This is a genomic window from Priestia sp. FSL W8-0524, from assembly GCF_038005965.1.
GTDB lineage: Bacteria > Bacillota > Bacilli > Bacillales > Bacillaceae_H > Priestia > Priestia zanthoxyli.
Map to the genome: position 1 here is coordinate 389,590 of NZ_JBBOUG010000001.1, position 15,483 is coordinate 405,072.

Here is a 15,483-nt window from a genome sequence, read left to right on the forward strand (position 1 = left end):
AGCACATGAAGGACCGTATAGAGCTTATATATGACGAAGCATACGATTTTATAGATCAGGCATTAACTAAAATAAGAGCGCTGGATAAAAATGATCTTCAAGCTGAAAATGAAGAAGTGCAGGAAAAGGCAGAACGGACAGAGTTTGCACTTCAAGCTGCACGAGATATTTTAGAAAATATGATTATCCCGGGTAAAAAATTGACTTTTATTTACGAAAAAGGTTCTGTGGTAGTAGAAATTCCCGATAAAAAATAAAAACGACTTCCTTTTATGGAAGTCGTTTTTATTTTGGTAATGCAAAGTGTTCATCAATGGATGCATCACTTTTTCGATACTGCCCGGGTGTCATATTGGTTGTTTTGCGAAATACTTTTGTTAAATAATTGGCATTTGCATAGCCGACGTTTTCAGCAATTTCTTCGATTGAATACTTGGTTTGATGCAATAGCTCGGCCGCTTTTTGAATGCGAAGCTTCGTTAAATATTGAATCGGCGTAATCCCTGTTGTTTGTTTGAATAACCGGCTAAAATGATAGCGAGATAAATGAGCTGCATCTGCCATTTCATCCGGACCGATTTCTTCATGATAATGATTGCGGGCAAATAAAATAGAGCTAATGATACTTTCAGGCCAATCCTCTGTAAAACTGTCCATGCTTTTAATATATTGATACAGCTCCATTACAAAGCGGTAAGATAAGCTTGAGGCATGAAATGGATCTGCTATATGTTTTTCACTTGCCCTCTTATATATCTGAGCAAGCAGCTGAACAGGTGCTGATTCAGGGTGAAATCGAATTACAGGGGAGTGGGTTGACTGAATATAATCCCAGCATTTTTGTACTTCATCTCCGTATAATGTAAGAAAAATAAACTCCCAGTTTTCACTTTCCTTTGGTAAGTAATAGCGATAATTTCCAGGTATATTGACGATGAATGCTTTTCCAGCATCCACTTTATATTCTTGTCCATCTATTTCAATCATCCCGTACCCAGAAACCGTGTATTGAAAAATATATTTTCCTACATCTTTTCGCTGATTTCCGCTCCAGTTATAAAGGGGCGAGAAAACTTCATCCCATCCAACCGACCAGAGCTGCGCAACTTCGTTTGTGCGGGATTCTAAAAACCTGTATGCGTACGTTGAATATTCTTGAGCTTGGAAATGTGAGAGCAAATTTTCACCTTCTTTTTGAAATAAAGTAGTACTTAATTCTTACTTTAACGTAATCGCTTTCATTTTTCTATAATTTTTTGAAAATATCATGATTATTTTTAGTGAATGTCTCTAAATCTATTATTTTCTTATAATTTGCAAGTCAAGGCTCCCATGAAGATAACACCTTTTTGGCGCAAGAGCAGTTCATCATCAATTTAAAAGAATCATTTTTAAAGTGATAAGCAAAAAAGTACCGATTATCGATAGGAATTTTACCATTGAGGCAAGGAAAATTGGACTTTACAATGTACATATGAATCCGTTTCCAAAAAAACTACTTAAAATAGGTGATAATAAATGCTGGAAAAATTAATCGAAGAGTTCAAACAAATATTTCATTCGTCAGAAGCTATTCGCTGCTTTTTTGCACCAGGGCGTGTCAATTTAATTGGAGAACATACTGATTATAATGGAGGGCATGTTTTTCCTTGTTCATTGAGTATAGGAACGTATGCGGTAGTACAAAAACGTCATGATCGAAAAATACGTATGTACTCTAAAAACTTCTCTGAAGCAGGCGTTATTGAATCCTCTTTAGAGCAATTAACGTACAAAACCGAGGATGATTGGGCTAATTATCCAAAAGGAGTAATGGACACCTTTAAAAAGCACGGATATGATCTTCCTTTTGGTTTTGATATCTTGTTTTTCGGCAACATTCCTAACGGAGCAGGGCTTTCATCGTCGGCATCAATTGAGTTAGTCACATGCGTACTTTTAAATAAAATTCTTGAATTGAATATTGATATGATGGACCTTGTAAAAATGGCGCAGCAAGCTGAAAATGAATTTATCGGCGTAAGCTGCGGGATTATGGATCAGTTTGCAATTGGAATGGGAAAAGAAAATCAAGCCGTATTGTTAAACTGCCAGACTCTTGAATACCAGTATAGCCCGCTGCAGTTAACAGATGCTGTGCTCGTTATTTCTAACACAAATAAGCGAAGAGGGCTGGCAGATTCAAAATATAATGAGCGCCGTATGGAGTGTGAAAGAGCACTATCAGATTTGCAAACTTCACTTTCCATTGATTCGCTTGGTGATTTAACGAAAGAACAATTTGAAAAGCACAAATCTTTAATACAAAACGAAGTAGATTGTAAGCGCGCTAAACATGCGGTATATGAAAATGAACGCACAAAAGAAGCGGTTGCTAAATTGCAAAACGGCGATTTAAAAGGATTTGGTCAATTGATGAATGAGTCGCACTGTTCGCTGCGAGATGACTATGAAGTAAGTGGAAAAGAATTAGATGCTCTTGTAGAAGCAGCCTGGTTGCAAGAAGGTGTGATTGGATCACGCATGACGGGTGCAGGCTTTGGCGGCTGTACAATCAGTATCGTAAAAAAAGCACAGGTTGATAGATTTATTGAAGAAGTAAAAGACGCTTATTATAAGCAAACGAGTTTAGAAGCTGAATTTTATGTGGTTACGGTTGGAGAAGGAGCGCGTGAACTCACATTAGAAGCAGTATAAGAGAAAACAGATAGAGAAAGGAACGAGTGTATGTCAGTCAACATTCATGAAGAAATCACCCGACTTATTCAATATGGTTTACAAAAGAATCTAGTAACAAAATGGGATATAGATGTGGTGAGAAATAAACTGCTGGAAGTGTTAGAACTCGACGAATGTATTACGGTAGAAGTTAAAGAAGAACGTTTGGAACATCCAGCTGCTATTTTAGATAACATGCTTGATTGGGCTGCCGAAAACAATCGAATCGCCGATAATTCTATCACATATAGAGATTTATTCGATACCAAAATAATGGGATGCTTTGCAAGCATGCCTTCAGAGGTTAATCGAACCTTTTACGATCACTATCAGCAAAACCCTCAAAAAGCCACAAGCTATTATTATAAGCTGTCAAAAGACATTCACTATATTCGCAGAGATCGAATTGCTAAAAACGAAAGATGGGTAACAAACACTGACTTTGGAGAACTTGAAATTACTATCAACTTATCTAAGCCGGAAAAAGATCCAAAAGCAATTGCAGCAAGCAAATCACTGAAAGAAAGCAACTACCCGCTATGCCTGCTCTGTAAAGAAAATGCTGGCTATGCAGGCCGCATTAACCACCCAGCTCGCCAAAATCACCGGATTATCCCTGTGGAATTGCAGGAAGAGCTGTGGTACATGCAGTTTTCACCTTACGTTTATTATAATGAACATGCCATTGTTTTTGCGAGTGAGCATACACCTATGCATATTTCAAAGCAAACGTTTAAGCGGCTGCTTGCCTTCGTTGAACAATTCCCACATTATTTTTTAGGGTCAAATGCAGATTTACCCATCGTAGGAGGATCTATTTTAACGCATGATCACTTTCAAGGAGGCTATCATGAGTTTCCTATGGCTAAAGCAAGAATAAATAAATTGTTCTCTCTTGAAGCGCATCCAAACGTGAAAGCTGGAATTGTTCATTGGCCAATGTCGGTCGTTCGTCTTCAAAGTTCGCACCTTGCACCATTAGTGGAAGCAGCGGATTTCATTTTGAAGAAATGGAAATCATATAGTGATCAAAGTGCTGGTATTTTAGCTTTTACAGATCAAACTCCTCACAATACGGTCACGCCTATTGCTAGGAAAAGAGGGGATTTATACGAATTAGATTTAGTACTGCGAAACAATCGAACAAACAGCAAGCATCCAGATGGCATTTATCATCCGCATGCAGAAGTTCATCATATCAAAAAAGAGAACATAGGTTTAATTGAAGTAATGGGGCTTGCGGTTTTACCCGGTCGTTTGAAAGACGAAATGAGTCTAGTGGCCAAAGGGTTAGTTCAGAATAACCTGAGTGAAGTAGCCAGCAGGCATGATCAAGTGAAAAAACACGTGAAGTGGGCTGAACACATCAAGAAAAAATATCCGCATATTGAAGTGGAAAATGTCCAAAGCATTCTTCAACAAGAGCTCGGTTTGATCTTTGCGACTATTTTAGAGCATGCAGGTGTGTTTAAACAAACTGCTGAAGGGCAGCTCGCATTCAGTCGTTTTATGAATTCGTTAAATGAAGCGTAAATCATTAATAAAAACAGGCAGCTCGTAATGAGCTGCCTGTCTTTATACAGTTAGGGCATGCTGTTTTAAAAGGGTATACAGAGCCTGTGTTCCTTTATTATCCTGGCCTTGTTTTTCGAGCTGTTCATAAAGCGATTTTGCTAATTTTAGCCCGGGTGTATACAGCTCCATTTCTTCAGCTGATTCAATGGCAATCTTCATATCTTTAATGAAGTGTTTAATATAAAAGCCTGGTTCGAAGTCTCCTTTAATCATGCGAGGAGCTAAATTGCTTAACGACCAGCTTCCCGCTGCGCCTGTTTCAATACTTTTTAGAACGGTATTCGGATCTAATCCGGCTTTTTCAGCATAAAGTATCGCTTCGCAGACACCCATCATATTAGAGGCAATAGCAATTTGATTGCACATTTTTGTATGTTGACCAGCACCGGCGCTTCCTTGAAGAACGATATTTGTCCCCATTTTTTCAAGAATAGGCGTAACGGCAGAGAATGCTTCAGAATCGCCTCCTACCATAATCGCTAAGGTTGCTTTCTGAGCCCCAATATCTCCTCCTGAAACAGGAGCGTCAAGCGCATGAATGTGCTTCTCTTTTGCTGCTTGATAAATCTCACGAGCAAGTATAGGGCTTGATGTCGTCATATCAATTGTATAGCAGCCTTTCTTTGCATTATGTATAATGCCGTCTTTTCCCAAATAAATCTCTTTTACATCGTGAGGATAGCCTACCATGGTGATAATAACATCAGATTGTTCGGCCACTTCTTGAACGGTTTCTTTCCATTTGGCCCCTTTTTCAAGTAGTGCTTGAGCACGAGTTTTTGTTCGTGTATAAACAAGGACTTCATATCCTGCGTCAATTAAATGCCCGGCCATGCTTTGACCCATAACGCCTGTTCCGATAAAACCAATTTTTTCTTTAGTCACAGCAGTATTCACTCCTAAAGTTAATAGTTTGATTATTCTAAAATTATATAGTTAAAGTTTGGGATAATCAATGATTCCGACTATATATAGATAGAGAAAAGCACTCTCAGTCCTATGTCTTGAATACGAGGTAAGGAAAGAAAGTACTGAGAAGAACCTATGCCAAAAAATAAAAAAAGCGCTGGCTTTACAGCCAACACTTTTTAGTGTTGATTATTTGCTGGTTTATTCGGTACACCCAGTTCTCCAATCAAAATTACAACTAGCGTGAAAACTACTCCAAGGATGGAAGCGGTTGCGAAACTGTAAGTACCGCCCGTCATTGCAGAGATTACGTACACTGCCATATTCATTAGTAAAAAGCCCCAAACAAAAGCCATTACGACACGCATTCTATTCACCTCGTTTACAGTACAGTTTGATTTCATTTTAGCATATAGCAGTCAAATAAGAAATTGAATTTTTTATGAATAAATAAGGGGCGTGCTCCCATGCAGAAACAAAAGAGCAATAAGTCAGAAATAGGCATTATTCTAGTGCGCTTTTTTATGGTTCTATCATACACTGTATGGAACAACTAGTAAGTTACGGAGGAAGAGCTATGATACATCGACGCTTTTTTAGCTTAGATACGCAATGGAATGTCGTACATGTCCCTGAACGACCGAATGGTTTCGGTGTGTTAGTACTGGGTGATAAAGATCATTTTGTTGAAAGTTCAACTAGCTTATGGATTCAGCACGGCGGAAGGTCACAGCTGTTGCAATGTTTACAAGATGAAGGATACACAGTATTTTATTCCAATTTATATGGCCGGCATTGGGGGTCTCCTGAAGCATATCACCTTGCAAAACAACTTTATCATTTAGTAATGAAACAAGAAATTTTAAATAAACGAATTCATATTTTAGCTGAAGGAATGGGGGCTCTGTTAGCGCTGCAGCTAATGGAAAATGACGGGAATACGTTCATTCGATCAGCTGGTTTACTAAATCCGTGTATTGATCTTCATACGCATGCAGAACATGAAAAAAACAATAAATTCTTTTATAAACAATTCACGAAGGACTTGACTCAAGCTTATAAAGTGGAGCGGAAGCAAGTATCAAAGCTAATTAAGGAATACCCTTCCGTTACGGAATTAAAATCAACGCTGCCCGTGAAGATATGGACCGCGCCTAATGCCTCTACTCATTATCCAATTGCACACAGTAAAAAATATGAACTACATCGTGAAGAACTTCACTCTCCGATTATGCTTTCACTTTATTTGCCTGAAAAAAACTATTTATTTGAACGGTCCCTTCTCCAATTTTATAAACAGCATGAAAAAGTGTTATAAGCAAAGCTTCTATGATTATACATATCATAGGGGCTTTTTGTATAAGAGATAAAAGGAAAAAGAGAGTTCATGATGTTTTTAGGGATGAACTACTTTGAAATAAGGAATGAGTACTCTCTATAACTATAGGGCTTTAAGCTTTTGTTTAATAAATGATGAATGAAGAATTGGAGGAAGCGATATGGGAAATGTAGTAGTAATAGGGGCAAACCGCTTTATTGGTTTTCATTTATGTATGACTTTTTTAGACGAAGGTACAGAAGTAAAAGGATATACACATTCTGCTCATAAAGAAGAAGATGATTTGCAGGAAGAGATGAAATTTTTCTTAGGGCGAAACGCTAATTATGTATCGACTGAAGTAGGCGATTCATTAGATATGATTACCTCAGAAACGGATATTGTCTACTTCACGTATTTCGATGGAGGAGATTTTTATCATCCTGATTTTTTAAGACAAGAAATGCAAAAAGCGCAGCAAGTACTCATTCAAGCACTTAATAAATGCCGTCAATTCAACATTCGATTTGTGTTTGTTTCTACCATGCGCGTATTTGGAGACCAGCAGCGAAAGATTGAAGAAACAACGATTCCAGAACCGGACAGTAGTGAAGGAAGGCTATACGTTCATTTTGAGCGAATGATAGAAAAATATAAAGATGGTGGATGGCCCATTATGATTGTCAGAACGCCCACTCTTTACGGACCTTGGCAGCCTTTGTCAATGTGCTATTCTAAAAATATTGCCGGGTACGAGGAAGATTTTACCATTATGGAAGGCACGGATTTTATTATTTATATTGAAGACGCCGTCAGTGCACTCAGACGCTGTAAAACTGGTGCATATTCATATGAAGTGGTTCATTTAGTTGAAGAAAAATTACAGCCTTGGAGCGCTGGAGCAAACATTACTCATATGGAGGTGAAGGAAGAAGCGGCTCAAGAAAAATATGAAATCAGCAGGAAAGCGAAAGAACTGCTACATTTTTCTTCCAAAGTAACGGCTAAAGAAGGCATTTACCTGCAAAAAAAACATATGAGAACATTCTTTTTACCTCTTCATTAAAGGAGAAAGTTGTACTTATAGAATAGATTCGCTAATATAAGGAGGAATAAATGTTTTTAATAAAGGAGATTTCACTATGGAAGAGCAAAATATGCAATTCATGCAAATTGCAATGAAGTACTTGCCAGAAGCAAAGCAGATTTTAGATGAAACAGGCGTTGAGTTATCAATGGAACACGTACAGCCGGTATTGACATTACTGACAAAAGTAATGAACGACGCCTATGAGCTTGGCAAGCAAGATGCATTAGCTGAAAATGAAAACAACTAAAGAAAACAGCTCGGTAGAATCCGAGCTGTTATTTTTGTTTGTAAAATAAATCGACTAAAGGGGCAAACTGTTTAAGAAGAGGAGCTAGTTCTTCAACGGCGAGTACAATTTCATCGATTTGTTTGAATAATCTTTCCCACTCCTCTCGCTCTCTTTCTTCTCTTGATTTTCTGCGCCCAGCTCCAAACATAAAATCAGAAAAAGCTTCATTTCTTTGTCTTCTTGCCATGATACTCATTCCTTTCACTATTTTAATGGTGGGTAAGTTCTTACCTAATGTCCCATACTAGAGTAAGAGGGACCCGTATGATTACTATATGTAGCATGATAGATACCTGAGTAGGACGAACACCCATATAGACAAAAAATAAAAAATGAAGTAAAATTAGTACCAACTCATAATAATTGATTATATAATCGGTAAATGAAATGACAGATATAGGTTTTATAGGAATATAAGCCTTTTATTTAAAGGAGAGGTTGATATGAACGCTGGTGTTCTAGGAATTGGACGTTATGTACCAGAGAAAGTTGTAACAAATTTAGATCTTGAAAAAGTAATGGATACATCAGATGAGTGGATTCGTACGCGCACAGGTATTCAAGAGCGCCGAATTGCAGCCGATAACGAGGACACATCTGATTTAGCTTATAAAGCAGCAGTTGAAGCTTTACATAAAGCTAACGTCGAGGCAGAAGATATTGACATGATCATTGTTGCTACGGTAACGCCAGATCAACCGTTTCCTACAGTATCATGTATGCTGCAAGAAAAATTGGGAGCAAAAAAAGCAGCTTCTTACGATGTGAGTGCAGCATGTGCAGGATTTATGTACGGCATGATTACAGCTAAGCAATTTATTGAAACTAATGCTTACAAGCATATATTAGTGGTCGGTGTAGAAAAGCTTTCTAAGATTACAGATTGGGACGACCGTAACACGGCTGTTTTATTCGGAGACGGAGCAGGTGCAGTTGTAATGGGACCTGTGTCAGAAGGACGAGGTATTTTATCCTTTGAACTAGGATCCGACGGTACAGGAGGCAAGCACTTGTATCAAAACGAGCTTGATCATATTGTCATGAACGGACGTGAAGTATTTAAGTTTGCTGTTCGACAAATGGGGGAATCTGCTGTTAATGTAATTGAAAAAGCAGGTTTAACAAAAGAGGATGTTGATTTTCTTGTACCTCATCAAGCGAATATTCGTATTATGGAAGCTGCAAGACAGCGATTAGACTTGCCTGAAGAAAAAATGTCTAAAACAATCCAATACTACGGCAATACATCAGCAGCATCGATTCCAATTTCAATTGTTCATGAGCTTGAAGCAGGGAAAATTCAAGACGATGATTTAATTGTAATGGTTGGCTTCGGAGGCGGCTTAACATGGGGAGCTATTGCCATTAGATGGGGAAAATAACACTACATTTTTAAAGCAACTGAAGGAGATGAATGTACGATGAATAAAAAACGTGTAGTTGTAACAGGACTTGGTGGGCTTACACCAATTGGAAATGACGTAGAAACAGCTTGGAAAAACGCAGTAGCAGGCGTGTCTGGCGTTGGTCCTTTAACAAGACTAGATGCAGATGAATTTCCTGCTAAAGTAGCGGCTGAAGTAAAAGATTTTAACGTGGAAGATTTTATTGACCGCAAAGAGGCTCGTAAGATGGATCGCTTTACTCAATATGCGATGGTAGCTGCATTGGCGGCTGTTAAAGATGCGAATTTGACTATTACGGAAGAGATTGCTCCAAACGTCGGGGTTTGGATTGGATCTGGAATTGGCGGTATGGAAACGTTTGAAAATCAATATTCAACGTTATTAGAAAAAGGTGCCCGCCGTGTAAGTCCATTCTTTATTCCGATGATGATTCCTGATATGGCAACAGGACAAGTTTCTATTGCTTTAGGGGCGAAAGGCGTGAACTCTTGTACGGTAACGGCGTGTGCAACAGGTACAAACTCTATTGGTGATGCATTTAAAGTCATTCAACGCGGAGATGCAGACGTGATGGTGACGGGCGGTACGGAAGCACCAATCACGCGTTTATCTATTGCTGGTTTCTGTGCGAATAAAGCACTTTCTACAAATCCAGATCCTGCAACAGCATCTCGTCCGTTTGATAAAGACCGCGACGGCTTCGTTATGGGAGAAGGTGCGGGTGTTATTGTGCTTGAAGAGCTTGAACATGCATTAGCACGCGGCGCACGTATTTATGCTGAAATTGTGGGCTATGGTTCAACAGGAGATGCTCATCATATCACAGCGCCAGCTCCAGGAGGAGAAGGCGGCGTTCGTGCAATGCGTCATGCGATTGAAGATGCAGGTCTACAGCCAAGTGATATTGATTACATCAATGCTCACGGTACAAGTACAGGGTACAACGATAAATTTGAAACGATGGCTATTAAAGAAGTATTTGGTGACCACGCTCAAAAAGTAGCAATTAGTTCAACAAAGTCAATGACTGGCCACTTGCTAGGAGCTGCTGGTGGAGTAGAAGCTATTTTTAGTGTGAAAGCAATTCAAGACGGTATTCTTCCTCCAACAATTAACTATCAAACACCCGATGAAGAGTGCGATTTAGACTACATTCCAAACAAAGCGCGTAAGCAAGAAGTAAAAGCGGTGCTAAGCAACTCACTTGGATTTGGCGGTCACAATGCAACAATCATCTTTAAAAAGTACGAAGCATAATGAAAAATTCTAGGCTGACGCCTAGAATTTTTTTTATTTTTAATAACCAAAAGAGTAGCTGTGAACATATCATGAAACAAAAGGATGAAGAAAGAGAGGGGAAAACATGCCGATTGTTTCAACTTCTACTTGGACGGAGCCGAAAGAAATAAGCCGTTATCTTGCGCGCTATTTTAAGAAATTAAAAGAAAAAGAATATATGGAATTACTTTTTAACTATGGAATGTGTCCGCCTTCTTTAATGTTTATAAAAGAATTAGAAGAAATGAAGAAAAGGCAGGTTTGGAAGAAAGTAAAAGCACATTATGAAAAGCTTAAAAAAGCATGGAATGGGCCGGATGTAGCGGTGCTAGTGCTTCCAAGCAATCCTCGAAATCGAAAAATGCAGCGTGAATTTAACGGAAGAGCAGGTGTCGCTTTTACCGATAAATTATTTGTGTTTATGACAAGTCATACATCCGATGAAGAAATGTTAGCGGTGCTTACCCATGAATATCATCACGTTTGCAGGCTAAAAGCCATTAACAAATCTGATGAAACGATTACTTTGTTAGACGCTATGATGATGGAAGGGTTAGCTGAAAGAGCAGTGGAGGAATATTGTGGTAAAAAATATTTAGCCCCTTGGACAAATTATTATACCATTGAAGAAGCTAAAAAAATGTGGGAAAAGCATGTTAAACCTTATTACAATCTGCGCGCTGACGAAAAAAAATATGATCAACTGTTATTCGGCCAAAATTGGTATCCAGAAATGATGGGCTACAATATCGGTTATCATCTTGTTACTTCGTGTATGAAGCCTCACACTTTAACTACTACCCAGCTGCTTCCTCTTAGTACCAATACTATCTTAAAAAAATCTGCGTTCCAACTGTAAAAAAATAAGTTCTATATACCCAAAATAAAAAATAGTAAATTTTATCCTGTTTTCAACAAAAAATTAGGAGGTTTATGCGTTAAAGTGCTGAAGAGATATTCAAAAATAATTATTTTAAAAATAAAAAATATAATTAATTTTCAAAATATATTGATTTTGTAATGAAATTGTAATAATATCTTATTCAAATATAACAATTTTTAGAAAAATGAGGTGTGCACTATAAATGGATAAAAAGCCCGTCGAATCAACACCTTTACTAGAAGTGAAAAATTTACAAACTGCTTTTTCCATTAATGATTCCTGGCATAATGCTGTGGACGACGTGTCGTTTCAAGTCGGACGAAAGCGAATTGTAGGAGTTGTAGGAGAATCTGGCTGTGGAAAAAGCGTATTGTCTTTATCCGTTATTGGGCTATTACCTAAAGTAAATAGTCAAATTAGAAGCGGAAGCGTTGTATTTAACGGAAAGAATCTTACACACTTATCAGAAGATGAGATGAATGATGTTCGGGGAAAAGACATCTCAATGATTTTCCAAGAACCGATGACATCTCTCAATCCTGTTTTAACCATTGGGTATCAGCTGCAGGAAGTATTGTTTAACCATATGAATATATCGAAAGCGGAAGCGCGTGAAAAAAGCATTGCGCTTTTAAAAAGCGTTGGTATTTCGAGATCCGAAAAGCTCATCGATGAATATCCGCATCAGCTATCGGGAGGAATGAGACAGCGCGTCATGATTGCCATGGCGGTAGCTTGTCAGCCTAAACTTTTAATTGCGGATGAGCCGACAACCGCCCTGGATGTTACGGTTCAAGCTCAAATTTTAGAATTGTTAAAAGAAATTCAAGAAAGCAATGATATGTCTATTATTATGATTACTCATGATTTAGGAGTCGTTGCTGAGATGTGTGATGAAGTGATTGTCATGTATGGCGGGAAAATTGTTGAGCATACAGATGTTGATACGTTATTTTATGCCCCAAAACATCCGTACACGAAAGCTCTTCTTCACTCAATTCCACGCATGGAAGATGATGTAGAAGTATTAAATACAATCAAAGGAATTGTGCCTTCTCTTGTAAACATGCCGAGGACAGGCTGTCGTTTCGTTAACCGATGCCCTCATGCAATGGAAGACTGCAGTTCCGTTACGCCTGTTCTTCGCGAGGATTCACAGGGGCATGACGTCGCATGTCTGCTGTATGAAAACAGCTATCCGTCAAAAGGAGTGAAGACAAGCTAATGACTAAAGCAGTGAAAGATGTATTGCTAGAAGTTCAGCATTTAAAAACCTACTATCCTATTCACGGGGGATTTTTTCGAAAGAAAATTGGTGATGTAAAAGCAGTTGACGGTATTTCCTTTGCGATTCGAAAAGGAGAAACGCTCGGTCTGGTAGGAGAATCTGGCTGTGGAAAATCCACGGCAGGAAGAACGATTCTAAGACTGTTGGAACCAACTAGCGGAAAAATTATTTTCGATGGTAAAGATATCACAGAAGCAAGAGGAACTTCTCTCCGTAAAATTAGACAAGATTTCCAAATGGTTTTTCAAGATCCCTATGCTTCCCTCAATCCAATGCAAATGGTTGGAGATGTTATTTCTGAACCAATTCGGAATTTTACAGGAAAATCAACCAATCAATTAAAATCAGAAGTTATGAATCTACTTACAAAAGTAGGGTTACCGGAAGATGCATACTATAAATATCCTCACGAATTTTCCGGTGGACAGCGTCAGCGTATTGGAATTGCACGTGCACTTGCACTTCGTCCAAAACTTATTATTGCTGATGAACCGGTGTCGGCACTTGACGTTTCTGTCCAATCACAAGTTTTAAACCTTCTTAAAGAACTTCAACAAGAATTCGACCTAACCTTTTTATTTATTGCCCATGATTTGAGTGTTGTTAAACATATGAGTGACCGTATCGGTGTTATGTACCTAGGCGGTTTAGTGGAAATTGCTGATAAGAAAAGTCTATACGCAGAGCCATTGCACCCTTATACGCAAGCGCTTGTATCGGCTATACCTGAACCAGATCCACGAAAGAAAAAACAGCGCATTATTTTACAGGGAGATGTGCCAAGTCCAATTGATCCGCCAAAAGGCTGTGCGTTTCATCCTCGCTGTATATATGCCATGGCAGAGTGCAGCCAAACGAAACCTGCCTTAAAGGAGGTGAGACCTGGCCATCAAGTAGCTTGCCATTTATATAACTCGTAAAAGCTACATACGAACAGATTATTAGTTAAATAGGGGGAACGTCATGATGAAAAAGAAATCGTTTTTATCACTTGTTTCCATTTTGCTTGTGCTATCGCTTTTTCTAGCGGCATGCAGCGGTGGAAGCAGTTCTTCATCTTCTAGTAATAAAGAAGGCGGAGAAGCAAAAACTGAAGGTGCAAAAACAGACAAGCCAAAAGGTGGCGGAACGATTACGTATGGGATTGACGGAGCGCCGGAAGGGCTTTTTGAGTACGCATTGTATGGTAGTGCGTATGATAGCCAAATCTTAGAATTTATCAATGAAGGTCTTTTTACTTATGATAAGAAATTAAAAATTAAATCTGACTTAGCTACTTGGGACGTGAGTGGTGATAAACTAACTTACACGTTTAAATTAAAAAAGGGGATTAAGTGGCATAACGGAGATCCATTAACTGCAGATGATTTTAAATATACGTATGAAACGATTGCTGATAAAGACTATACAGGTCCACGCTATGTAAACGTTGAGCATATTAAAGGCGCTCAAGAATATCATGACGGCAAAGCGGATTCTATTTCCGGAGTTGAAGTGGTAGATCCGCAAACATTTAAAGTAACGTTTAAAGAAGTTCGTGTAAATAACTTAGATAATCTATGGCCGTATCCAATGCCGAAAAAGTACTATGAAGGAATTGCTGTAAAAGATCTTGCAGAGTCCAAACAAGTTCGTAAAGAGCCTATTGGTGTTGGACCATTTAAAGTGAAAAAAGTGGTAGCAAGTGAATATGTTCAGATGGAACGCAATGATGACTATTGGAAAGGTAAGCCTCATCTTGATGGCGTTGTTGTAAAAGTACTGGATCCATCTGTTTCCGCCGGAGCATTGAAAAAAGGCGATGTCGACATTATGGATGTTCGCCCAGCTGATTTAGGGCAAGTTGAAAAAGCAGAAAACTTAGACTTTTTGGAAGGGAAATCAACTAGTTATTCGTATATTGGTCTACGATTTGGACATCGTGATAAAAACGCTGGTAAAAACGTAGATGATTATGATAAGTTCAAAGATCTAAAACTTCGTCAAGCATTGCTTTACGCAATAGATAGAAAAGCAATGGTAAAAGCATTTATGAACGACAAAGCGGTTGTTTCTAACACAGTTATTCCGTCTGTATTCTGGATTGCTGCTGACCAAAAAGATTTAACAAAGTACAAGTATAGTCCAGAAAAAGCTAAAAAATTGTTAGCTGAAGCTGGTTATAAAGATAAGAATAATGACGGTTTTGTAGAAGATCCAAACGGAAAACCATTTACAATCTCATTTGGTCACTATGCTGGTCCAGCCAACTTCGAGGGTCGTGCGAAGGCTATTATGCAAGCATGGAATGATATTGGTATTAAAACAAAATTAGCAACGGGTTCACTTGTTGAATTTAACTTGTACAATGAAATGAAAGATAACGACGATAAGGCGTTAGAAGCGTTCTTCGGTTCTTGGGACACTGGTTCAGATCCAGATCCTACAGGATTATGGAGCTCTAATGCTGAATGGAACTATGGCCGTTGGGTAAATAAGGAATCTGATGAAATGCTTAAAGACGGTTTGAGTGAAAAATCATTTGATGATAAACACCGTAAAGATGTATATGTAAAATGGCAAAAATTCTTTAACGAGCAGCTGCCAGCACTTCCTTTATGGGAAAATATCAATATTTATGCTGTGAATAAGCGTGTGAAAAACGTAACTCTAGATCCATCAACGGTAGTTGTAGATCCGGAGAAATGGTCTGTAACGGAATAAGTATTTTACATGTAAAGGAGAGTCAA

16 protein-coding genes are annotated in these 15,483 nt (G+C 38.4%); 12 read left to right on the forward strand and 4 right to left on the reverse strand.

From position 1 onward, the window contains the following. Window positions 1-5: 5 nt before the first annotated feature. The gene (locus NST66_RS01995) at window positions 6-257 is read left to right on the forward strand and encodes a hypothetical protein (protein ID WP_014461601.1); all 252 of its coding nucleotides are present in this window, start codon (window positions 6-8) and stop codon (window positions 255-257) included. A 28-nt stretch (window positions 258-285) separates the two neighbouring features. Here NST66_RS01995 and NST66_RS02000 read toward each other — a convergent pair whose 3' ends face one another. Further along, complete coding sequence (locus NST66_RS02000; protein WP_013081740.1) at window positions 286-1,179, reverse strand: helix-turn-helix domain-containing protein; 894 nt, start codon at window positions 1,177-1,179, stop codon at window positions 286-288. Between the two features lie 339 nt (window positions 1,180-1,518). Between NST66_RS02000 and NST66_RS02005 the strand changes: the two genes are divergently transcribed. Both NST66_RS02005 and galT read left to right on the forward strand, forming a co-directional pair. Further along, a complete protein-coding gene (locus NST66_RS02005; protein ID WP_033578039.1) occupies window positions 1,519-2,697 on the forward strand; it encodes a galactokinase in 1,179 nt (392 codons plus the stop codon). 30 nt (window positions 2,698-2,727) lie between these two features. Continuing rightward, window positions 2,728-4,251: a UDP-glucose--hexose-1-phosphate uridylyltransferase gene (gene galT, locus NST66_RS02010; protein ID WP_033578040.1), complete on the forward strand. Its 1,524-nt coding sequence runs from the start codon at window positions 2,728-2,730 to the stop codon at window positions 4,249-4,251. 42 nt (window positions 4,252-4,293) lie between these two features. Here galT and NST66_RS02015 read toward each other — a convergent pair whose 3' ends face one another. Together NST66_RS02015 and NST66_RS02020 are read right to left on the reverse strand one after the other, a co-directional pair. Beyond that, the gene (locus NST66_RS02015) at window positions 4,294-5,178 is read right to left on the reverse strand and encodes an NAD(P)-dependent oxidoreductase (RefSeq protein WP_033578041.1); all 885 of its coding nucleotides are present in this window, start codon (window positions 5,176-5,178) and stop codon (window positions 4,294-4,296) included. A gap of 203 nt (window positions 5,179-5,381) precedes the next feature. After that, a complete protein-coding gene (locus NST66_RS02020) occupies window positions 5,382-5,570 on the reverse strand; it encodes a YjzD family protein (RefSeq protein ID WP_028412377.1) in 189 nt (62 codons plus the stop codon). A gap of 209 nt (window positions 5,571-5,779) precedes the next feature. On the opposite strand from NST66_RS02020, the gene NST66_RS02025 reads away from it, so the two are divergent. The 3 genes from NST66_RS02025 (at window position 5,780) to NST66_RS02035 (ending at window position 7,857) form a co-directional block, all read left to right on the forward strand. Next, window positions 5,780-6,520 (forward strand): hypothetical protein, encoded by a 741-nt coding sequence (locus NST66_RS02025; protein WP_013055401.1) that lies wholly within the window; start codon window positions 5,780-5,782, stop codon window positions 6,518-6,520. Window positions 6,521-6,701: 181 nt separating this feature from the next. Next, window positions 6,702-7,586, forward strand: coding sequence for an NAD-dependent epimerase/dehydratase family protein (locus NST66_RS02030; protein WP_328157109.1), 885 nt, complete (start codon window positions 6,702-6,704; stop codon window positions 7,584-7,586). Between the two features lie 76 nt (window positions 7,587-7,662). Beyond that, on the forward strand, window positions 7,663-7,857 hold the full coding sequence (locus tag NST66_RS02035) for a ComZ family protein (protein WP_013081746.1): 195 nt from the start codon (window positions 7,663-7,665) through the stop codon (window positions 7,855-7,857). Window positions 7,858-7,885: 28 nt separating this feature from the next. On the opposite strand, the gene NST66_RS02040 is transcribed toward NST66_RS02035, so the two are convergent. After that, the gene (locus NST66_RS02040) at window positions 7,886-8,086 is read right to left on the reverse strand and encodes a hypothetical protein (RefSeq protein WP_028412375.1); all 201 of its coding nucleotides are present in this window, start codon (window positions 8,084-8,086) and stop codon (window positions 7,886-7,888) included. Window positions 8,087-8,342: 256 nt separating this feature from the next. Between NST66_RS02040 and NST66_RS02045 the strand changes: the two genes are divergently transcribed. The 6 genes from NST66_RS02045 (at window position 8,343) to opp4A (ending at window position 15,457) form a co-directional block, all read left to right on the forward strand. Next, window positions 8,343-9,281 (forward strand): beta-ketoacyl-ACP synthase III, encoded by a 939-nt coding sequence (locus NST66_RS02045; RefSeq protein WP_013081747.1) that lies wholly within the window; start codon window positions 8,343-8,345, stop codon window positions 9,279-9,281. Between the two features lie 39 nt (window positions 9,282-9,320). Further along, window positions 9,321-10,562: a beta-ketoacyl-ACP synthase II gene (fabF, locus tag NST66_RS02050; RefSeq protein WP_028412374.1), complete on the forward strand. Its 1,242-nt coding sequence runs from the start codon at window positions 9,321-9,323 to the stop codon at window positions 10,560-10,562. 106 nt (window positions 10,563-10,668) lie between these two features. Next, complete coding sequence (locus NST66_RS02055; protein ID WP_016763040.1) at window positions 10,669-11,442, forward strand: DUF2268 domain-containing protein; 774 nt, start codon at window positions 10,669-10,671, stop codon at window positions 11,440-11,442. 226 nt (window positions 11,443-11,668) lie between these two features. Next, complete coding sequence (locus NST66_RS02060; protein WP_028412372.1) at window positions 11,669-12,691, forward strand: ABC transporter ATP-binding protein; 1,023 nt, start codon at window positions 11,669-11,671, stop codon at window positions 12,689-12,691. Then, window positions 12,691-13,674, forward strand: coding sequence for an ABC transporter ATP-binding protein (locus NST66_RS02065; RefSeq protein WP_328157107.1), 984 nt, complete (start codon window positions 12,691-12,693; stop codon window positions 13,672-13,674). Before NST66_RS02060 ends, NST66_RS02065 begins: the two co-directional genes overlap by 1 nt. 43 nt (window positions 13,675-13,717) lie before the next feature. After that, entirely contained in the window at window positions 13,718-15,457 is a 1,740-nt protein-coding gene (gene opp4A, locus NST66_RS02070; RefSeq protein ID WP_328157106.1) for an oligopeptide ABC transporter substrate-binding protein, read from the forward strand. Window positions 15,458-15,483: the final 26 nt, after the last annotated feature.